Origin of the sequence: Streptococcus sanguinis SK49, from assembly GCF_000212815.1 — a bacterium.
In the GTDB taxonomy this organism is placed as follows: domain Bacteria; phylum Bacillota; class Bacilli; order Lactobacillales; family Streptococcaceae; genus Streptococcus; species Streptococcus sanguinis_C.
In genome coordinates this window covers 1,484,253-1,503,970 of record NZ_GL890985.1, presented here as the reverse complement: position 1 = coordinate 1,503,970, position 19,718 = coordinate 1,484,253, and the positions used below count along the sequence as shown (strand labels likewise).

20 protein-coding genes and 1 pseudogene are annotated in these 19,718 nt (G+C 41.4%); all 21 read left to right on the top strand.

Annotated elements, in window-relative coordinates; translation table 11 throughout:
• The first annotated feature begins 1 nt into the window (after nt 1).
• The 21 genes and pseudogenes from HMPREF9380_RS03715 to HMPREF9380_RS03810 all read left to right on the top strand — a co-directional run bounded on the left by HMPREF9380_RS03715 (nt 2) and on the right by HMPREF9380_RS03810 (nt 19,627).
• Entirely contained in the window at nt 2-280 is a 279-nt protein-coding gene (locus HMPREF9380_RS03715; RefSeq protein WP_002912219.1) for a UPF0223 family protein, read from the top strand.
• The gene (locus HMPREF9380_RS03720; RefSeq protein ID WP_032907439.1) at nt 270-1,040 is read left to right on the top strand and encodes an inositol monophosphatase family protein; all 771 of its coding nucleotides are present in this window, start codon (nt 270-272) and stop codon (nt 1,038-1,040) included. Before HMPREF9380_RS03715 ends, HMPREF9380_RS03720 begins: the two co-directional genes overlap by 11 nt.
• The gene (locus HMPREF9380_RS03725; RefSeq protein ID WP_002934049.1) at nt 1,041-2,345 is read left to right on the top strand and encodes an RsmF rRNA methyltransferase first C-terminal domain-containing protein; all 1,305 of its coding nucleotides are present in this window, start codon (nt 1,041-1,043) and stop codon (nt 2,343-2,345) included.
• Nucleotides 2,346-2,475: 130 nt separating this feature from the next.
• The gene (locus tag HMPREF9380_RS03730; protein WP_002897767.1) at nt 2,476-3,357 is read left to right on the top strand and encodes a phosphate ABC transporter substrate-binding protein PstS family protein; all 882 of its coding nucleotides are present in this window, start codon (nt 2,476-2,478) and stop codon (nt 3,355-3,357) included.
• A complete protein-coding gene (pstC, locus tag HMPREF9380_RS03735; RefSeq protein WP_002895771.1) occupies nt 3,354-4,271 on the top strand; it encodes a phosphate ABC transporter permease subunit PstC in 918 nt (305 codons plus the stop codon). Before HMPREF9380_RS03730 ends, pstC begins: the two co-directional genes overlap by 4 nt.
• Nucleotides 4,261-5,145, top strand: coding sequence for a phosphate ABC transporter permease PstA (pstA, locus tag HMPREF9380_RS03740; RefSeq protein WP_002895770.1), 885 nt, complete (start codon nt 4,261-4,263; stop codon nt 5,143-5,145). The genes pstC and pstA overlap by 11 nt, the downstream gene beginning before the upstream one ends.
• Before the next feature lie 10 nt (nt 5,146-5,155).
• A complete protein-coding gene (gene pstB, locus HMPREF9380_RS03745; RefSeq protein WP_002895769.1) occupies nt 5,156-5,959 on the top strand; it encodes a phosphate ABC transporter ATP-binding protein PstB in 804 nt (267 codons plus the stop codon).
• Nucleotides 5,960-6,034: 75 nt separating this feature from the next.
• On the top strand, nt 6,035-6,793 hold the full coding sequence (gene pstB, locus HMPREF9380_RS03750) for a phosphate ABC transporter ATP-binding protein PstB (protein WP_032907437.1): 759 nt from the start codon (nt 6,035-6,037) through the stop codon (nt 6,791-6,793).
• A 14-nt stretch (nt 6,794-6,807) separates the two neighbouring features.
• On the top strand, nt 6,808-7,461 hold the full coding sequence (gene phoU, locus HMPREF9380_RS03755; RefSeq protein WP_002895767.1) for a phosphate signaling complex protein PhoU: 654 nt from the start codon (nt 6,808-6,810) through the stop codon (nt 7,459-7,461).
• Between the two features lie 153 nt (nt 7,462-7,614).
• The gene (locus HMPREF9380_RS03760; protein WP_002934040.1) at nt 7,615-8,211 is read left to right on the top strand and encodes a hypothetical protein; all 597 of its coding nucleotides are present in this window, start codon (nt 7,615-7,617) and stop codon (nt 8,209-8,211) included.
• A gap of 129 nt (nt 8,212-8,340) precedes the next feature.
• The gene (locus HMPREF9380_RS03765; protein ID WP_002934037.1) at nt 8,341-8,961 is read left to right on the top strand and encodes a hypothetical protein; all 621 of its coding nucleotides are present in this window, start codon (nt 8,341-8,343) and stop codon (nt 8,959-8,961) included.
• 129 nt (nt 8,962-9,090) lie between these two features.
• A pseudogene (locus HMPREF9380_RS12165) lies at nt 9,091-10,428 on the top strand (hypothetical protein).
• 10 nt (nt 10,429-10,438) lie between these two features.
• Nucleotides 10,439-10,735 (top strand): hypothetical protein, encoded by a 297-nt coding sequence (locus tag HMPREF9380_RS03770; protein WP_002934030.1) that lies wholly within the window; start codon nt 10,439-10,441, stop codon nt 10,733-10,735.
• An 8-nt stretch (nt 10,736-10,743) separates the two neighbouring features.
• Nucleotides 10,744-11,070, top strand: coding sequence for a hypothetical protein (locus HMPREF9380_RS03775; protein WP_002934028.1), 327 nt, complete (start codon nt 10,744-10,746; stop codon nt 11,068-11,070).
• A gap of 168 nt (nt 11,071-11,238) precedes the next feature.
• Nucleotides 11,239-13,779 (top strand): M1 family metallopeptidase, encoded by a 2,541-nt coding sequence (locus tag HMPREF9380_RS03780; protein ID WP_002934026.1) that lies wholly within the window; start codon nt 11,239-11,241, stop codon nt 13,777-13,779.
• A gap of 305 nt (nt 13,780-14,084) precedes the next feature.
• A complete protein-coding gene (locus HMPREF9380_RS03785) occupies nt 14,085-14,564 on the top strand; it encodes a hypothetical protein (protein WP_002934025.1) in 480 nt (159 codons plus the stop codon).
• Nucleotides 14,565-14,668: 104 nt separating this feature from the next.
• A complete protein-coding gene (locus HMPREF9380_RS03790) occupies nt 14,669-15,343 on the top strand; it encodes a response regulator transcription factor (RefSeq protein ID WP_002934024.1) in 675 nt (224 codons plus the stop codon).
• Entirely contained in the window at nt 15,333-16,715 is a 1,383-nt protein-coding gene (locus HMPREF9380_RS03795; RefSeq protein ID WP_002934023.1) for a sensor histidine kinase, read from the top strand. The genes HMPREF9380_RS03790 and HMPREF9380_RS03795 overlap by 11 nt, the downstream gene beginning before the upstream one ends.
• Nucleotides 16,716-16,730: 15 nt before the next feature.
• Nucleotides 16,731-17,669 carry a ketopantoate reductase family protein gene (locus tag HMPREF9380_RS03800; RefSeq protein ID WP_002934022.1) on the top strand — a complete coding sequence of 313 codons (939 nt, stop codon included), beginning with the start codon at nt 16,731-16,733 and terminating at the stop codon, nt 17,667-17,669.
• A gap of 112 nt (nt 17,670-17,781) precedes the next feature.
• The gene (gloA, locus tag HMPREF9380_RS03805; protein ID WP_002895748.1) at nt 17,782-18,168 is read left to right on the top strand and encodes a lactoylglutathione lyase; all 387 of its coding nucleotides are present in this window, start codon (nt 17,782-17,784) and stop codon (nt 18,166-18,168) included.
• 61 nt (nt 18,169-18,229) lie between these two features.
• Complete coding sequence (locus HMPREF9380_RS03810; protein WP_002934021.1) at nt 18,230-19,627, top strand: polysaccharide deacetylase family protein; 1,398 nt, start codon at nt 18,230-18,232, stop codon at nt 19,625-19,627.
• Nucleotides 19,628-19,718: the final 91 nt, after the last annotated feature.

Sequence of the window (19,718 nt, the reverse complement as noted above, 5' to 3'; positions counted from 1 at the left end):
GATGAACAAAAATTATAGTTACCCACTAGATTTATCGTGGAGCACTGAAGAGCTTGCTTCGGTGCTCTCTTTTTTTAATGATGTAGAAGCAGCTTATGAGCAGAAAGTCCAAGCGGAAAAGCTCTTGAAGTCCTATGCGGCTTTCAAGCAAGTTGTTCCTAGCAAGGGCCAAGAGAAGCGAATCGGCCGTGAGTTTGAAAACGTCAGCGGTTATTCGCTTTATCATGCTGTTCAAGAGGCAAAAAGTAAAGGTAAAGGAAGCATTTCTCTTGGAAAATAAATTTCATTTTGCTAAAGAAATCATCTACCAAGCTGGTGCTTTTTTGAGGGAACATCTCTATGATGATTTGGATGTGAGTCAAAAGACCAGTGCCACTGACTTGGTCACCCAGATGGACCGGAAGGTTCAGGATGATTTGGTGGCTAAGATTCTTGCCCGCTATCCGCAGGATGCTATTTTAGCGGAGGAAAATGGACTCCGACATGATATTACTGATGGTAATGTCTGGGTGATTGATCCAATAGACGGAACCACCAACTTTATTACTCAGAAGGCTGATTTTGCCGTTATGATTGCCTATTTTGAAGAGGGCATTGGTCGTTTTGGCTTGATTTATGATGTGACTAGAGACCAGCTCTATCATGGTGGCGGAGACTTTGACGTCTATTGTAATGACCGGAAACTTCCTGCTTTTGAGGACCGGCCTTTTCAAGATTTTCTCATGGCTTCTAATGCCGGTATTCTGCAAGCCAATGATTGGGGCTTGGCAGACTTGGCCCGGGAATGTTTAGGGGTTCGGGTTTATGGCAGTGCTGGGATTAGCTTTAGCAAGGTGATGTCTGGCGGCCTCTTGGCTTATTTTTCCTACAACTGGCCTTGGGATTATGCGGCGGCTTCGATTATGGCGGAGAAGCTAGGCTTTATCGTCCAGACCTTGGATGACAGTCAGCTAAATTTCCAGACTCGGCAGCCTGTCATGATGGCGCCTAAGTGCAAAATATCGGCTCTGAAGCCTTATTTAGAAAAGGGGAAGCAGTAGATGGACTTTCCTAAAGGTTTTAAAGAAAAATATGAGCAGATTTTAGGCGCGGAAGCGGCGGACTTTTTTGCGACCTTTGACGAGGAGCCGATTTCGGCCTTTCGCAGCAATCCTCTGAAAGAAGGCCAGCAGAATTTCTCAGATGCCATTCCTCAGACAGACTGGGGCTTTTATGGCAAGGTGTCTGGCAAGTCTGCTGAGCATGTGACTGGTCTGGTTTATTCGCAGGAGCCAGCAGCTCAGATGGTGGCTCAGATAGCAGCACCATCTAAGGGGATGAAAGTCTTAGATTTGGCGGCAGCACCAGGTGGCAAGTCAACTCATCTTTTATCTTTTTTGGACAATACAGGCCTACTGGTCTCCAATGAAATCAACAGCAAACGCTCTAAAATCTTAGTGGAGAATATTGAGCGCTTTGGTGCTAGAAATGTGCTTGTTACCAATGAATCTGCTGACCGTCTGGCTCAGGTTTTCAGCGGATATTTTGACTTGATTGTTTTAGATGCACCTTGCTCGGGCGAGGGCATGTTTCGTAAGCAGCCGGATGCTACCCAGTATTGGACTCCGGATTATCCAGCCCAATGCGCCCAGCTCCAGCGAGAGATTTTAACAGCTGCTATGAGCATGCTTGCTAAGGATGGTCGTCTGGTTTATTCGACCTGTACTTGGGCTCCTGAGGAAAATGAAGACATCGTTGCTTGGTTGCTGGAAGAATTTCCACTTGAACTGATTGATATTTCTAAGATAAACGGGATGACTGAAGGAATTGGCTTTCCTGAGACAGCTCGGATGTATCCGCATCGCTTCAAAGGTGAAGGTCAGTTTGCAGCCCATTTTCGCTTTACTGGTGAGAATAGCTGCAAGAAGATTAAATCAGCTAAGCATCGCTTGACGAGCGAGCAAAGAAAACTCTGGCAGGATTTCGAGACAAAGCATTTAAAAACAGTCTTGACTGGAGACTTGCAGACCTTTGGGGACAATCTTTATTTGTTGCCAGCTGGATTGCCAGACCTCTCCAAGCTAAAGATTGCCCGTAACGGTTTGCATCTAGGAACGTTTAAGAAGAATCGCTTTGAGCCTAGCTTTGCCCTAGGCTTGGCTATAAAGCCCAGCGAAGTTCTAAATAGAGTTGAAATAAATAATCAGGACTTCAAGAAATATGCGGCAGGAGAGACGATTGAACTGGCAGAACCGCGGCTAAACGGCTGGTACCAACTAGTCCTTGGCGGTAATGGTTTGGGCTTTGCAAAAGTCACTGGACAAACCCTGAAAAATTATTTCCCAAAAGGCCTGAGATTTAGATAAAATATTAGGAAAAGCTGGTATTATATGATATAGTTGAAGATGTGAATGTATTGAAAAAAGCTTCTTTCTGCTAAGTAAGAAATACTAAAGATACTTCCCATCCTCTTGATTTTATTAAAGGAGAAATCTTTTGAACAAATTGAAAAAATTTGCTTTAGCGCTGACGGCTCTGGGCTTAGGACTCACCTTATCAGCTTGTTCATCATGGATTGACCGTGGTGAATCTATGACAGCAGTAGGGTCAACTGCTTTGCAGCCTTTAGTTGAAGCGGCAGCTGATGACTTTGGCTCTAACAACATCGGTAAAACAGTCAATGTTCAGGGTGGTGGATCTGGTACAGGTCTATCTCAAGTGCAGTCAGGAGCTGTTGAAATCGGGAACTCTGATGTTTTCGCTGAAGAGAAGGAAGGAATAAAAGCGTCTGACTTGGTGGACCATAAGGTCGCTGTGGCTGGTATTGCTGTGATTGTCAATAAAGAAGTTGATGTGGATAATCTAACGTCCGAGCAGCTGCAGAAAATTTTCACTGGTGAAATCACCAACTGGAAAGAGCTGGGCGGTAAGGACTTGGAGATTTCGATTATCAATCGTGCGGCTAGCTCTGGGTCCCGCGCAACCTTTGACAGTGTCATCATGGATGGGAAATCAGCTGTGCAGAGTCAAGAGCAGGATTCCAACGGTATGGTCAAAAATATCGTTTCGCAAACTCCTGGTGCGATTTCTTACCTAGCCTTTGCTTATGTTGATGAGTCTGTAAAAACCTTGAAACTCAATAACTACGAACCAACAGCAGAAAATGTTGCTACTAATAATTGGTCGCTCTGGTCTTATGAGCATATGTATACACTGGGCAAGCCGACTGGTTTAGCAGCTGAGTTTCTAGACTATATGTTGTCTGATGATGTTCAAAAAGGCGTTGTTACCAGCATGGGCTATATCTCAATCAACGATATGAAAGTCAGCAAGGACGCTGATGGGAATGTCACAGCAATAGAAGGAGATTCAAAATGAAAAATGAGGAATTAACCAAAAAGTTGTTATCGCCTTCTAAAAATTCTCGCTTGGAGAAGTTTGGCCGCTATCTGACTTTTGCCTGTCTGTCACTGATTGTGGTGATTGTGGCTATGATTCTAATCTTCGTTGCTCAGAAAGGTCTATCTACTTTCTTTGTCAACGGAGTTAATGTTTTTGATTTTCTTTTTGGTGGTGTCTGGAATCCTTCTGGTAAGGAATTTGGTGCCCTGCCAATGATTTTAGGCTCCTTTATCGTTACCATTCTGTCTGCTCTGATAGCAACTCCCTTTGCGATTGGTGCAGCTGTCTTTATGACAGAAGTTTCTCCAAAAGGAGCAAAGATACTGCAACCAGCGATTGAACTTTTAGTTGGTATTCCGTCTGTTGTTTATGGATTTATCGGTCTGCAAATCGTGGTTCCTTTTGTCCGTACAGTCTTTGGCGGTACTGGTTTTGGAATTTTGTCTGGTATTTTTGTGCTCTTTGTCATGATTTTACCGACAGTAACCTTTATGACGACGGACAGTCTGCGTGCTGTGCCACGTCACTACCGTGAAGCTAGTCTAGCTATGGGCGCAACGCGCTGGCAGACCATTTGGCGGGTAACACTCAAGGCTGCTCGATCAGGTATTTTTACAGCTGTAGTCTTTGGAATGGCGCGTGCCTTCGGTGAAGCTCTGGCTATCCAGATGGTCGTTGGTAACTCTGCGGTGATTCCAACCTCTTTGACAACACCAGCAGCTACACTGACCTCTGTCTTGACCATGGGAATCGGAAATACCGTTATGGGAACAGTGGACAATAACGTTCTCTGGTCACTGGCTCTGGTGCTCTTGATGATGAGCTTAGCCTTTAACAGTGTGATTAAACTAATTACAAAAGAAAGAGGTAAGAAAAACTATGCACGCTAAGAAATTAGATAAATTGGCGACTGGTGTTCTCTATACAATAGCGAGTATCATTGTTGCCATCCTTGCCTCTCTCATACTTTATATCTTAGTTAGAGGTCTGCCGCATGTTTCCTGGTCTTTCTTGACAGGGAAATCCTCTTCTTACCAAGCTGGCGGTGGCATTGGGATTCAGCTATACAATTCCTTCTTCCTGCTAGTGATTACTCTGATTATCTCTGTGCCTCTTTCTATGGGGGCTGGGGTTTATCTGTCAGAGTATGCTAAGAAAGGCCCAGTGACAAACTTTGTCCGTACCTGTATTGAAATTCTGTCTTCACTTCCTTCGGTAGTAGTTGGGCTCTTTGGTTATTTGATTTTTGTTGTCCAGTTTGAGTATGGCTTCTCAATCATTTCTGGTGCCTTGGCCTTGACCGTCTTTAATCTGCCTCAGATGACGCGGAACGTCGAAGATAGCCTGCGCCATGTCCATCATACGCAACGTGAAGCTGGTTTAGCCTTGGGAATTTCCCGCTGGGAAACGGTCCTGCATGTGGTCATCCCGGAAGCTTTGCCTAGTATTGTAACAGGGATTGTACTGGCTTCTGGTCGTATCTTTGGTGAAGCAGCGGCCTTGATTTATACAGCAGGTCAATCAGCTCCAGCTCTTGACTGGTCCAACTGGAATATTTTCAGCGTCACTAGTCCTATCTCTATCTTCCGTCAGGCTGAAACCTTGGCTGTCCATATCTGGAAGGTCAACAGTGAAGGAACTATTCCTGATGGAACGGCTGTTTCTGCTGGTTCAGCAGCAGTTCTCCTGATTTTTATTTTGATTTTCAATCTGGGAGCCCGCAAACTGGGCAGCTATCTGCATAAGAAATTAACCTCTGCTTAAAGGAGAAGAAATGACAGAATATAATTGGAATGAAAAACATATCATTACTTTTCCTGAAGAAAAGGTAGCCCTGTCGACCAAGGATTTGCATGTTTACTACGGTAAAAAGGAATCCATCAAGGGCATTGATATGCAGTTTGAAAAAAACAAAATCACTGCTTTGATTGGCCCGTCTGGATCAGGGAAATCAACCTATCTTCGCAGCCTTAACCGCATGAACGATACCATTGATATTGCCAATGTGACTGGAGAGATTCTCTACGAGGGGATTGATGTCAACCGGCCTGAAATCAATGTTTATGAAATGCGTAAGCATATTGGCATGGTTTTCCAACGGCCAAATCCTTTTGCCAAGTCCATCTATCGAAATATTACCTTTGCTCATGAACGGGCTGGTGTCAGAGATAGAAAGGTTTTGGATGAGATTGTGGAGACCTCGCTTAAGCAAGCAGCTCTTTGGGATCAGGTCAAAGATGATTTGCACAAGTCAGCCCTGACACTCTCTGGCGGTCAGCAGCAGCGGCTCTGCATTGCCCGTGCTATCTCAGTCAAACCAAACATTCTCCTCATGGATGAGCCAGCGTCAGCCTTGGATCCGATTGCGACCATGCAGCTGGAAGAAACCATGTTTGAGCTTAAGAATAACTATACCATTATCATTGTGACCCACAATATGCAGCAGGCTGCCCGTGCTAGTGACTACACTGGATTCTTCTATCTGGGCGACTTGATTGAGTATGATAAGACGGCTAATATTTTCCAAAACGCTAAGCTTCAGTCCACTAATGACTATGTTTCAGGTCATTTTGGTTAAGCAGCTGTCCGTATTCATCACGATTCAACAAGCTTAGTCTTTGGTTGAATGTAAAATAAAATGAAGGAAAAACGTATGACAGAACCTATTTTGCAAGTCAAGGACTTGTCGGTTTATTATAATAAAAAGAAAGCCCTTAATAGTGTTTCACTTGATTTCATGCCAAATGAGATTACGGCTTTGATTGGACCGTCAGGCTCAGGTAAGTCAACCTTGCTTAAGGCCATCAACCGAATGGGCGACCTGAATCCGGAAGTAACAACTACAGGAACGGTCATTTATAACAGTCACAATATCTATGGTCCGAGGACAGATACAGTGGAGCTTCGCAAGGAAATCGGAATGGTCTTCCAGCAGCCCAATCCTTTCCCTATGACTATCTATGAAAATGTGGTCTATGGACTTCGGATTAATGGTGTTAAGGACAAGGCAGTTTTAGACGAAGCAGTAGAGCGTTCCCTTATTGGTGCTTCTATCTGGGACGAGGTCAAGGACCGTCTGCATGATTCCGCTATCGGTCTTTCCGGTGGTCAGCAGCAACGAATCTGTGTGGCTCGTGTGCTTGCCACTAGTCCTAAGATTATTCTTTTGGACGAGCCGACTTCAGCCTTGGATCCAATCTCTGCTGGGAAAATCGAGGAAACCCTCTACAGCCTGAAAGACAAATATACCATGCTTTTGGTCACTCGCTCCATGCAGCAGGCGTCTCGGATTTCTGAAAAGACCGGCTTCTTCCTTGGTGGAGACTTGATTGAATTTAATGAAACCAAGAAGATGTTCCTCAATCCAGCCCATAAAGAGACCGAAGATTACATTACTGGTAAATTCGGATAACAGAAAGGAATCTTATGCTTAGAGTACAATTTGAAGAAGATTTAGAAAAACTTCATAATCAATTCTACGCGATGGGAAACGAAGTCCTATCGCAGATTAACCGGACGGTTCGTGCCTTTGTCACGCATGACCGTGAACTGGCTCGTCAGGTAATTGAAGACGACGCTGAAGTCAATGAATACGAAGTGAAACTGGAGAAGAAATCTTTAGAAATCATTGCCCTTCAGCAACCTGTTTCTCAGGATTTGCGGACCGTTATCACCGTGTTGAAGGCCAGCAGTGACTTGGAACGGATGGGTGACCACGCTGTATCTATCGCCAAAGCCACTGTTCGGATGAAGGGAGAAGTTCGCATCGAGTCTGTAGAAGATGCCATCAGCAAGATGGGGCGCGATGTTAAGAATTTCGTCGAAGAAACCCTGAACGTCTACCTCAATGGAAATGTAGACCAAGCTTATGCCGTAGCAGCTATGGATGAGAAAATCAACCAATACTTCGATGATATTCGCGATCTTGCTACAGAGGAAATCAAACAAAATCCAGAACTGATTGTGACTGGCCGCGATTATTTCCAAGTTATTTCTTACTTGGAACGAATCGGCGACTATGCCAAGAATATCTGTGAATGGGTTGTTTACTTTGAAACAGGTAAAATTATTGAGTTGTAATGAACAAAAGATACGATTTCTTTCGTGTCTTTTTTGTATATTCATGACTATACTGAAGTATCCTGTTTTTCATTGGAACTTGAGTCCGACTATGTTACACTATAAGAATATAAAAAATGTAATGTATTTTCATAATGAATAATTTAGGAGAAAATGATGAAGAAAAAAATTTTTACGACACTTGCTCTTATTCTTGTTTTGGTATCAGGCGGAATCTATATATACAACAAAGTAACCAAACCTAACTTAGGTCCCAAAACAACCAAGCTCTATCAGCGAGGTTTTCGACTCTTAGAAGAGCAAATTGGCACTTATATTAAGGAAAAATATTCAGGTATTGAAAAAATTGAATTTTCTCCAATTTATGTGACTGGAGATGAGGATTCTTCTATGTTGAACGCCTATGTACGTCCGACTATATATGATAAATACGGGAATAAAGCTACTTTGGGTACACAAATAAAAAAATATGTCCCAAATAGTTTTGGGATTGAAGCGGATCTTGTTCTTGATTTTGATTGGAGTGGTAATGAAGTAATTGAGTTGTTAGATTCAGAAGATAATAGTATTGATGTCTCAAATGCTAAAGAACTCCCTGAAGAAGCTAAATTAACAGATGCAAAAAGTATAGATATAAATATTCAAATGTTAGTAGAAGACGGTCAGCTAAAAGATGTTGTCAAGGATGAAAAAGGAAGCCCAGAAGCACAGATTATTTACAATGTTAAACTAAGCAAAGAGGAAGGATGATGTGGCGTGAACTAAGCGACAAAGACAACTATTTTCTTAGGTAGTTGAGGATAGAAGTTTGCCAAAAATAATGAAAAATATTTTATATGACAATACCAATATATTATACTATTCTATTAGAAAAGAACTATGAAAACGCGTTATAATGGAGGTATATTAGTGAAAAAGAAGATTATTATTGTTTTAACAATTCTATTCATTGTAATTTCAGGCGGAATCTATATATACAACAAACTAACAAAACCTAACTTAGGTTCCAAAACAGCCAAACTCTATCAGCATGGCTTTCGACTTCTGGAAGAGCAACTAGGAACTTATATAAAAGAGCATTACTCAGGGGTTGAAAAGATTGAGTTTTCCCCAATCTACGTTACTGAGGAAGGGTCAACTTTCTCAAATGTCTATATCCGTCCAACTATTTATGATAAGCATGGAAATAAAGCCACTCTTGGCACTAAAGTTAATAATGTGTATCCAAGTAGCTTTGGTATCGTCTCACATATAATTCTTAATTTTGATGGAGGTGGAAATGAAGCTATAGATTTAAAGGACTCAAACGGGAATAACATTGATGTTTCTAACGCGCAACATTTACCTGATGAAGCTAAACTCACAAGAGCTAAAGGGATTGATTTGAATATGGAATTATTAGTTGAATACGGTCAGTTAAAGGATGTTATTAAGGATGAAAAGGGAAGCCCAGAAGCTAAAATCTTTTACAATGTTAAGCTAAGTAAAGAGGAAGGATGATATGGCTTTGTCTGATCAAGAGGTTTGAAGAATGTAGTTAGATCTTAAGAAAGAGGTAAAGAATGAAAGCGGAAGTCCTAATGCTGAAGTGAAATTTAATACTCAAATTAGGAAAGGAGATCATTTCAAATGGCGTTAACAGACGAGGAAATTCAGGAACTGCAAACTCAAGTTCTTGACATAATTAATGAAAAAATGAAGGTCAGACTTATACTACTGATAAGAGTGGTATTGAATATAAAGTAATAAAGGAAATCAACAAAACTACACAAGCTGTAACAGTAGCTCCAATTATTAATGGGAATGTTGATTACACTCAAACTACCATAGTTGTTGCTGGTACTCAATCACCTAATAATGAAAATAATAACCATGTTACAGAATCAGTATTTAATGCGGTACTAGCTAGAAATCAATTAACAGAACAGACAAAGGACGTTCGTGAGTTTTATAACCAATCATTATCTAAGGCTAAAAAAATGGCTGGAGAAGGACAAAAAGTTGATATTAGTAATATGTCGGGATTCAGTCAAGCTGGACCAGCAGTTGCTAAAGTAGCTGCGGAAATGAAAGTCCAGAAGATTACAAATTTCATGGACTGGGGTGCGTGGAATTCGTTGACAAAAAATACGACTGATTATAGAGGTATTAGTGATGAAGAATTTGATTATCTTAATAAACACTTACATTCATACAGTGATCAGGGGAAGGATTTAACAAGTTGGGATGGCCATGGTGGGATCATTACGTATGGAAAAGTATTTACCGTAGAGGGAAAACATCATAATGCTGGGTTGCCAAAGATTAAAGGAATAGCCCAGATCTTGAATGGTATGAAAAAATGGTCTCTTTTGCTCAGGTATGACCGAAAAGCAAGTCAGAAAGATTGCAAAACATAAAGCAAAAATGTACGAAATAAATCCAGTAACCGCAAATTTTGGATTAGACTATGCTAAAAAAGATCCTGAACATTATGTTCTTGAGTATCTAAAAGAATATGGAGGCTTCGCTCCTGAGCCTTCTAAGCAGGATTTAATCTCCATAAATAGGAGATACATTGATGAATTGCATGCTTCTTTAAGAATTAGTTCTGGCGACAAAAAAATTAGTTTAAGAGAGGAACTCGTTCGCACAAGTGCTCAAACTGCTCTGCTTCAAGCTGAGGTCTATGAGCAAGAGATTAAAGATAAGTTAGCAAGTGCAAAATCAAAAGTAGAGGAACATATATCTGAATTAAGTAATGCAGCTCATACCCTTGCTCACAACCTTTCATCTGGTGAAGTGGAAGATCTCTTGTCTGAACTGACCTTATCCAAAGCTTGGAATGGGGGGACAGCAGCCTCAACTCTCGCCTCAGCAAGTGCATATACGACTAAAATGACGGAGATTGCTGGTAATTTAAACAAGGCAGCTGATAATATCGTAGCGATTGATCAAAAGGGTGTCCAGATTTTTACAAATAAATAGGAGGAAATGCATGATTGAACCAAATACAGAAGATCGAGCTGAAGCCGAACGTATAAAAAAAGAATATTTAAAGATTCAGGAACGTACTGCCATTCGCGCTTTGATTTCAGCTAAAAGAGCTGTCCTTCTTGAAGAAAGTCAAGCTTTGCAGAGTTGGCTAGATAGTCAAGCTGAGGCTATGAAAACTTTTGCCTCCACTCAAGTACCTGCTGACTTATCAGGAGCTTTCACAGGTGGAGCAGCAGATTCAATCAAGGAGGTACTAGGTGCTGTTCCTAAGCCTAGTTTGACCAGCCCTATCTTATAGGAGGCTCTATGGAAATTCAAAAAAAGATTGATCGTCTTGATGATGATCACATAGCCTTTCGTAAGAAAGTTAGTGAGTATGAATGGGATTACCAAGATATGAGACGAGAGGCTAAAAATGTTTCAGAGCAAATGAGCGAATGGATATTATCTTTTTGTCGTAATAGTCCTGATACCGTGCCCTCATATGAATTAAGACAAATAGAAGAAAATAGAGAAATTTTTGAGAGAAAAATTCAGCGTTATGAAGAACGGCTAAACAAAACTTATCACGAAGAAAATCGAATCTATAATAAAAAATTAGAGGAACTTGAGAAAGAAAAGAAGAACTCTTGACCTTTCTTCCATTTTCATAAACTACATAGACAGGTTATTCCCCTGTCTTTTTGCTTGCATTTATTTTGCAACGAAATCTTTTAAATATGATACAATAATAACAGATTATAAGCGGACAAGTATGGCGGAGTAATCTTGCCATGATGTTCGTTAGATGAGGAGAAGCTTATGCAAGCAGTTAAACATTTTATTGAAACTTTTGTTCCTGAGCACTATGATCTCTTTTTGGATCTGAATCGTGCTGACAAGACTTTTTCAGGCAAAGTGACCATTACCGGGGAAGCTAAGACGAGTAAGATTTCCCTACATCAAAAAGATTTGACAGTTGAAGCTGTAGAGGTAGCTGGCCAAGCTCGTCCTTTCACTCTTGATAAGGACAATGAAGCTCTTTATATCGAGCTGGAAGCGGTTGGGCCTGTAGTGGTGACAATAACTTATACTGGTAAGATTACGGACAATATGACTGGGATTTACCCATCTTACTATACGGTTGATGGTGTGAAAAAAGAGATTATTTCTACGCAGTTTGAGAGTCACTTTGCCCGCGAAGCCTTTCCGAGTGTGGATGAGCCAGAGGCTAAGGCAACTTTTGATTTAGCTTTGAAATTTGACCAAGCAGAGGGTGAGTTGGCTCTGTCTAATATGCCAGAAATTGATGTTGAAAACCGCAAAGCGACTGGCGTTTGGAAGTTTGAAACGACTCCACGTATGTCTTCCTATCTCTTGGCTTTTGCTGCAGGTGATATGCAAGGAATTACTGCTAAAACCAAGAATGGAACCTTGGTAGGAGTCTATGCGACCAAGGCCCACCCAGCCAGCAATCTAGAGTTTGCTTTGGACATTGCGGTTCGCTGTATTGAATTTTACGAGGAATACTACGGAGTCAAGTACCCTATTCCTCAGTCCCTCCATGTGGCCCTGCCAGACTTTTCTGCTGGGGCTATGGAAAATTGGGGCTTGGTAACGTATCGGGAAATCTATCTGCTGGTGGATGAAAATTCAACAGCCTTGAGCCGTCAGACAGTTGCCTTGGTTGTTGCACACGAACTAGCTCACCAATGGTTCGGAAATCTAGTGACAATGAAGTGGTGGGACGACCTCTGGCTCAATGAAAGCTTTGCCAATATGATGGAGTATGTCTCAGTTGATGCGATTGAGCCTAGCTGGAAGATTTTTGAAGATTTCCAGACCAGTGGAGCTCCTTATGCCCTCAAGCGTGACGCGACTGATGGCGTCCAGTCAGTCCATGTAGAGGTCAAGCATCCTGATGAAATCAATACTCTTTTTGATGGAGCCATTGTCTATGCCAAGGGTAGCCGTCTCATGCACATGCTGCGTCGTTGGCTGGGAGACGATGCCTTCCGTAAGGGGCTAGGCGCCTACTTTGAGAAGCATCAGTATGGAAATACCATCGGTCGTGACCTTTGGGATGCTCTTTCTCAAGCTTCTGGCCGTGATGTAGCAGCCTTTATGGATGCTTGGCTAGAGCAGCCGGGGTATCCAGTTGTCACTGCAAAGGTCGAAAATGACTGCTTGATTTTGACCCAGAAGCAGTTTTTCATTGGAGAGCACGAAGACAAAGGTCGTCTATGGCCAGTGCCTCTTAACAGTAACTGGCAAGGACTTCCTGATACTCTGACGACAGAAAGACTGGAAATTCCTAATTATGCAGCCTTGGCAGCGCAAAATGAAGGAGCCCTGCGCCTCAATACAGAAAATACTGCCCACTATATTACAGATTATCAGGGTGAGTTGCTGGATGCTCTTCTGAATAATCTCAGCTCTTTGGACAATATTAGTAAACTGCAAATCGTGCAGGAGCGCCGACTTCTAGCAGAGTCAGGTAAGATTTCTTATGCGGACCTGCTGCCAGTCATCAGTAAGCTGGCAAACGAAACTTCTTATATGGTAGTTTCAGCTGTTTCCCAAGTTCTGGAAGGATTGAATCGTTTTGTGGATGAAGGCAGTCAGACAGAAGAAGATTACAAAGCCTTGCTGAAAATTCTCAGTCAAAGTAATTTCGACCGTCTTGGTTTTGAAAAACAGGCAGGCGAAAGTGATGAGGATGAGATGGTTCGTCAGCTCATTGTGAGTAATATGATTAAGGCTGACGATGAAACGGCTAAAGCTCAAGCTAGCCAGATTTTTGACCGCTATCGTGATAATTTGGAAAAACTCCCTGCCGCTATTCGTCTGCAGGTATTGGTCAACCAAATCAAGCATCATGAAAGCAAGGAGCTGACTAAGCTTTATCTGGAACTCTATGTCGCTTCAAATGATGGAAGCTTCAAAAATGCTCTTTCTACAGCTCTTTCTTATACGAAGAACAAGGAAACCTTGGATGAACTGTTAGCGACTTGGAAGGACAAATTTACTGTGAAACCGCAGGATTTGTCAGCTTGGTATGCCCGTTTCCTCAGCCGGGATTTTACTCAAGAAGCGGTGTGGACTTGGGCGCGTGAGAATTGGGACTGGATTAAGGCTGCATTAGGTGGCGACATGAGCTTTGATAGCTTTGTCATTAGCCCAGCAGTGGTCTTCAAGACAGAGAAGAGATTGGCAGAATACAAAGCCTTCTTTGAGCCTCAGTTGGATGATATGGCGATTAGCCGGAATATCAGCATGGGAATCAAGGAAATCGCTGCGCGTGTTGAATTGGTGAAGCGTGAGAAAGAAGCAGTAGAAAAAGCAATTCGAGCTGCGATCTGATAGTTTTAATTAAATTGAGAAGAAAGTCTGAGATATTATATTATCTCAGGCTTTTTGTTTTATAAAATTTCGAAAATGAAAGTTCAATTTATTACTTTTTATGAATGACAATAAAGAACTTTATATCCATTTTCCCTATCTTTCAGCCTTTTTTAAGAAAAAATTCAGTCCTGTTTAAGTAAAAATCTATATGATAATGCTATTCAAGTGAAAGGATGTGTATGGGATGACTTGTAAGCTGCATTAGCTTCTTGTTTGATAGAAACAGATTGATAAATTAACAAAAGAAAGAGGGAACGTATTAAATGGATATGGAAAAAATGATTGTTGTAGAAAAAAGTACTAAATGGTGGCTGACGGTTGCGACGGGTGGTGCTCTAGCAGTCGGACTTCTAGGTGGCTATGGTCTAGCGACAGCTATTCACGGAACAAACAATCAGCAATCAGCTATTCAACAGCCAGCTGCTATGCCTGGAGCACCGGAGCAGGGTCAGAATGGCCAGGATGCAGGAAATGGAATGCCACCACAACCAGGTCAGAATAGTCAAAATGGTGGACCAGGCAATGGAATGCCGCCGCAGGATGGTGGTCCAGGACAGAACGGTCAAGACCAAGGAATGCCGCCTCAAGACGGCCAGCAGTCTGACAATGACAAGAGCAAGAATTCTTCTGCTCAGCAAAATGACAACGGGAAGAAAAATAAGAAAAAGTCTTCAACGAACACAAATGAACAATCGGACAAGAATAATAAGTCTACAAAAGAAAATAAAACGTCGCAGTCGTAGAAAAAACTTACTGATTTTGACCCAAGTCATGATATAATAAGAATAGCAAATAAAACAAAAACCAAAAGACATAATCTTGGTAAGTTTTATTGGAGGAAAGAAAAATGATTAAAATTCTGTTGGTAGAAGACGATCTTGGACTGTCAAACTCAGTTTTTGATTTCTTAGATGATTTTGCTGATGTAATGCAAGTTTTTGATGGCGAAGAAGGTCTTTATGAAGCAGAAAGCGGTGTTTATGACCTCATCTTACTGGATCTCATGTTGCCTGAAAAGGATGGTTTCCAAGTGCTTAAAGATCTTCGAGCCAAAGGAGTCGCAACACCTGTTCTTATCATGACAGCTAAGGAAAGCTTAGATGACAAAGGGCATGGCTTTGAACTTGGGGCTGATGACTATCTGACAAAACCTTTTTATTTAGAAGAACTGAAAATGCGGATCCAAGCTCTCTTGAAACGCGCTGGTAAATTCAACGAGAATACTCTTTCTTATGGTGAAGTTTCTGTTAATTTATCTACTAATTCTACCTTAGTAGCAGATAAAGAAGTGGAATTGTTGGGTAAAGAGTTTGATCTCTTAGTTTATTTCCTACAAAATCAAAATGTAATTTTGCCAAAGACTCAAATTTTTGACCGTTTGTGGGGGTTTGATAGCGATACTACTGTTTCCGTTGTTGAAGTGTACGTTTCTAAGATACGTAAAAAACTGAAAGGAACGGCATTTGCGAAAAATTTGCATACGCTTCGTAGTGTCGGTTACATTTTAAAAGATGCTGAATAAAATCAAGAAGACCTTTTATGCGGATGATTTCTCTTATTTCATTCGCTATTTTGGGTTGTTCACATTAATCTTCTCGGCCATGACCTTGATTATTATTCAAGTCATGCGCTCCATTCTTTATACAACGGTCGATGATAATTTAAGAATGTTGGGTAAGAGTCCTAGCTCAGTTGCTGACATCGCTTATAGAACAACGGGGCAGCAGTCTAATCCATCGAATAAGCCGAATAGTAGGAATGGTAAAAATGATTCTGGAGAACCAGAGCACGATAAAGAACCTGTTAATCCTGAGCTAGCTAATGTAAGTTCGAATACTTTTGCCTTACTCTTGGATGATGATTATAAGAATATTTCGACTAGTAAGAGCGATGGTTTCTTAGATTTTAACTCGCTAGAATTTAATAAATCTTATTTGAACAAAATTAAAGAAATTTCAATAAGCAATAGTTTTGGTCAGTCAGAAAGTTATCGAGCATATTTATTTGATATTGATCCTGATGATGAATATCCTGATATAAAATATGCAGTAGTTATGACTAGTACTAGTCAATTAGAGCAAACTAGTGAGAAGCACGAGAAATTAATTGCCATGGTCATGGTCAGCTTTTGGGGAATTTCCCTGATTGCCAGTATTTATCTGGCTCGGATGAGTGTCAAGCCTCTGCTGGAAAGTATCCAGAAGCAGAAGGCTTTCGTGGAAAATGCAAGTCACGAACTACGGACTCCTCTGGCAGTATTGCAGAGCCGCTTAGAAACGCTCTTTCGTAAGCCTGAAGCTACAATTATGCAGAGCAGTGAAAATATTGCTTCTAGCTTGGATGAAGTACGGAATATGCGCTTGCTGACAACCAATCTGCTCAACCTGGCCCGTCGCGATGATGGCATTAAGCCACAATATGGTGAAGTTGAACCAGAATTTTTTGATACCACCTTTGCTAATTACTGCATTATCGCAAGGGAGAATAAAAAAGCCTTTCATTCAGAAAATATGATCAAGCACCCTATTGTGACCGATCAAATTTTTCTCAAACAACTGATGACCATTCTATTTGACAATGCTATCAAGTATACAGATGATGATGGCGTAATCAGTGTCATGGCTACTTCGACAGATCGTTACCTTATTTTCCGAGTGGCGGACAATGGTCCTGGTATCAGCGATGAAGATAAGAAGAAGATTTTTGATCGCTTTTATCGGGTAGATAAGGCTCGGACCCGTCAAAAAGGTGGCTTTGGTCTGGGACTTTCTCTAGCCAAGCAGATTGTCGATGCTTTCAAGGGCTCTATTTATGTCAAGGACAACAAACCAAAAGGTACGGTCTTTGAAGTTAAACTGCTACTGAAAGAAACGAAAAAGCGTTCTGTTAAATAGCGGGAGAGGCCTAATATGAATATTTTGGTTTATGGTGCTGGCACAATCGGTTTGACATACGCTTGGTTACTGTCTAATCAACATCAAGTTACTGTCTTAGTTAGAGAGCATAAGCTGTCGACTTTAGAGCAAGGCTTCACACTTTCTATTAAAGATTTAAGGAAAGACGAACAGGTCTATAAAGAACATCATTTCCAGCCGCCATTGGTGACGAGTATTGATCAAGACTATGACCTGATTCTCTTAACGGTAAATAGTTTGCAACTAGAGCAGGCATTGAATCATTTAGCGGCTATAAAGGAAAAAGCTCATTTACTTATTTTACAGAATAACTGGAATATCAACTCCAAGATTCCTTCTTATTTGGACAGAAAGCAGGTGTCGTTAGCTTTTCCTTCTTCTGTTGGAGGAGGGCGAAAGAGTGATGGTCGGATCCAAGCTATCATTTTCAAAGAAGCTACCTTACTTGATGATGATTCTTACACATCAGAGTTGTCTCCTATCTTCACAGCTAGTGGGATAGACATTGATGCTATGCCTGACTTGGCTTCTTGGATGAAGGTTCACTGCCTTCAGGAGGCGGTAATGGCAGGTGCAGTTGCAGAAGCGGGGAGTTTTGATGCACTCTTGAAAGATAAAAAAGCAATTCGAAAGATGATTTGCGCTTGGCGAGAAGGTTTAGAACTCTGTCAGCGATATGGAATTCCTAAACATCGTTATAAACCTACTAAATATCTATCCCTGCCCCTATTTCTCTTGGTTCCAGTAATGAAGTTCATGTTGAGTCAGCCTTTGGTTTCCGAAATGGTCACAAATCACATGCATTCAGGCTATGCCGAGTGGGTTGATCAATATTTTGAAATCAAAAGAAGTGCTGAGAAAGAAAGCATTCCCATGCCTCAATGGAATTCGTATAGCGACTTTATCGAACAGTTTTTGAAAAACAATTCTTAGCAGGTCTTAATGGCTTGCTTTTTATATACTTTCATTTACTTTTTTAAAAATTTAATATAAGTTTTTCCCAAAATAGGGTATAATAATAAACAAGAAAGAATAAGGTGAAATTATGGCATCAAAAATGTTACATACTTGTTTGCGTGTGGAGAATTTGGAAGCGTCTATCGCTTTTTATGCAGAGGCTTTTGGTTTTAAAGAGCTGCGCCGCAAGGATTTTCCAGATTATCAGTTTACTATCGTTTATCTAGGTTTGGAAGGTGATGATTATGAGCTGGAACTGACCTATAACTATGACCATGGTCCTTATGTGATTGGGGACGGTTTTGCTCATGTGGCACTTAGCACGCCAGACTTGGAAGGTCTGCACGCTGAGCACAAGGCTAAAGGCTATGAAGTGACAGATCCAAAGGGTCTTCCTGGCAACCCGCCTAATTATTATTTTGTAAAAGATCCTGATGGCTACAAGGTGGAAGTCATTCGTGAGAAGAGTCTCTAACATCTAGCTGCAGTTAATTTTGCAAGATAAATGATGATTTTTATTCATTTAGGACAGGTGTATGAAAAGACAAAATAACAAGAAACACGGTAAGAAAACACTCATTGTTCTCAGCTTGCTAGCTTTAGCTTTTGTTGCTGCTCTATTTCTGGGTGCTGTAAAAATTTACGCTATTTTCCAAGAAAAAGAACTTCAAGAGAAAGTTAGTGTCTTGATTGCTCAAGAAGAGACATACCACGCTGAAAAAACTGAAAAGCAGAGCAAGATGATTGGCAGCCACTATGTGGAGTCCTTCTATCCTCTGCTGGATGGTCAGGTTATGGCAAGCGTCAAGGAGCAGATGGACGCAGATAGCCAGACGATTAAGGATAATCAGAAGAAGGGCGATAAGATTGAGGAATTGACCTTCTACTATGCTGAGGAAAAAGAAGCGAGCCTGAAGGATGTCAAAGAAGTACTGGTGCATCGCAAGGACTATCATGTCAAAGAGATGAAAATCAGTAAAGGAGAAGAGCGGGAAGTTGCTGACAGCTATCTCGGTGCAGACGGCAGCCGTTTCACTCTGGATAAGCTCTTTCAGGATCCCGATGCAGCTAAGGAAATCTTCATCAACGAAATATCCAGCCAGCTGACCTTTAGACAGGCCGATGAGGCGGTGCAGACAGAAATTCTCAACACCCTCAATGGAACGGAGTTGGGTCAGTGGTCCTTCCGCTATGAATACAGCCATTTTTCTATTAAGCTGAGTAAGGAAGTGCAAGGCTTAACCAGCATTGATGTTCCTTTGTCTAGCTTTTATGACCAGATCAATGCGGACTATCTGACTGGCGATGACTTGGCAGCTTATCAGAGTTTTGAAGCTAAGAAGCATGTGAAGATGGTTGCTCTGACCTTTGATGACGGTCCAGATCCTAAGACAACACCGCAGGCTCTGGATATCCTTAAGAAATATGGTGCCAAGGCGACCTTCTTTATGGTTGGTCAAAACATTGCTGGTAATGAAGCGATCGTCAAGCGCGTGCACAATGAAGGTCATCAGATTGGGATTCATACATGGGACCATCCAGTCTTAACCAAACTACCTCTGGAGTCAGCCCAAAAAGAAATCCTTGATACCCAGACCGCTATTAACAATGTCATAGGCATCAAGCCAACGATTACGCGGCCTCCTTATGGAGCTATTAATGCTACAATCCAAAATTCGGTTGACCAGTCCTTTATCATGTGGAATGTGGACAGTCTAGACTGGAAGACACGCAATACTAAAGCCATTATGCAAGAGATTGCCAAAACCCAGCCAGGTTCGATTATCCTCATGCATGATATTCACCAGACCAGTATTGACGCCCTACCAAGTGTCCTCGAGTATCTGAAGAGTAACGGCTATACTTTGGTAACGGTCGATGAGCTTCTGGAAGGTCAGCTAGAGCCCCATCGTATTTATTACGGCAGAGACTAAGACGGTCCTTGGGTTTAGATTTTGGAAATCATTGTTGGTAATGAGTAAAAGCAAAAAAAGCTTTGGAAATCTAATGTTTCCAAAGCTTTTT

Excerpts from the sequence above, each read along its gene's own strand:
- HMPREF9380_RS03715 (WP_002912219.1), top strand. The coding sequence starts at position 2 with ATGAACAAAAATTATAGTTACCCACTAGATTTATCGTGGAGCACTGAA.
- HMPREF9380_RS03725 (WP_002934049.1), top strand. The coding sequence starts at position 1,041 with ATGGACTTTCCTAAAGGTTTTAAAGAAAAATATGAGCAGATTTTAGGC.
- pstC (WP_002895771.1), top strand. The coding sequence starts at position 3,354 with ATGAAAAATGAGGAATTAACCAAAAAGTTGTTATCGCCTTCTAAAAAT.
- pstA (WP_002895770.1), top strand. The coding sequence starts at position 4,261 with ATGCACGCTAAGAAATTAGATAAATTGGCGACTGGTGTTCTCTATACA.
- pstB (WP_002895769.1), top strand. The coding sequence starts at position 5,156 with ATGACAGAATATAATTGGAATGAAAAACATATCATTACTTTTCCTGAA.
- pstB (WP_032907437.1), top strand. The coding sequence starts at position 6,035 with ATGACAGAACCTATTTTGCAAGTCAAGGACTTGTCGGTTTATTATAAT.
- phoU (WP_002895767.1), top strand. The coding sequence starts at position 6,808 with ATGCTTAGAGTACAATTTGAAGAAGATTTAGAAAAACTTCATAATCAA.
- HMPREF9380_RS03760 (WP_002934040.1), top strand. The coding sequence starts at position 7,615 with ATGATGAAGAAAAAAATTTTTACGACACTTGCTCTTATTCTTGTTTTG.
- HMPREF9380_RS03765 (WP_002934037.1), top strand. The coding sequence starts at position 8,341 with ATGAAAACGCGTTATAATGGAGGTATATTAGTGAAAAAGAAGATTATT.
- HMPREF9380_RS03770 (WP_002934030.1), top strand. The coding sequence starts at position 10,439 with ATGATTGAACCAAATACAGAAGATCGAGCTGAAGCCGAACGTATAAAA.
- HMPREF9380_RS03775 (WP_002934028.1), top strand. The coding sequence starts at position 10,744 with ATGGAAATTCAAAAAAAGATTGATCGTCTTGATGATGATCACATAGCC.
- HMPREF9380_RS03780 (WP_002934026.1), top strand. The coding sequence starts at position 11,239 with ATGCAAGCAGTTAAACATTTTATTGAAACTTTTGTTCCTGAGCACTAT.
- HMPREF9380_RS03785 (WP_002934025.1), top strand. The coding sequence starts at position 14,085 with ATGGATATGGAAAAAATGATTGTTGTAGAAAAAAGTACTAAATGGTGG.
- HMPREF9380_RS03790 (WP_002934024.1), top strand. The coding sequence starts at position 14,669 with ATGATTAAAATTCTGTTGGTAGAAGACGATCTTGGACTGTCAAACTCA.
- HMPREF9380_RS03795 (WP_002934023.1), top strand. The coding sequence starts at position 15,333 with ATGCTGAATAAAATCAAGAAGACCTTTTATGCGGATGATTTCTCTTAT.
- HMPREF9380_RS03800 (WP_002934022.1), top strand. The coding sequence starts at position 16,731 with ATGAATATTTTGGTTTATGGTGCTGGCACAATCGGTTTGACATACGCT.
- gloA (WP_002895748.1), top strand. The coding sequence starts at position 17,782 with ATGGCATCAAAAATGTTACATACTTGTTTGCGTGTGGAGAATTTGGAA.
- HMPREF9380_RS03810 (WP_002934021.1), top strand. The coding sequence starts at position 18,230 with ATGAAAAGACAAAATAACAAGAAACACGGTAAGAAAACACTCATTGTT.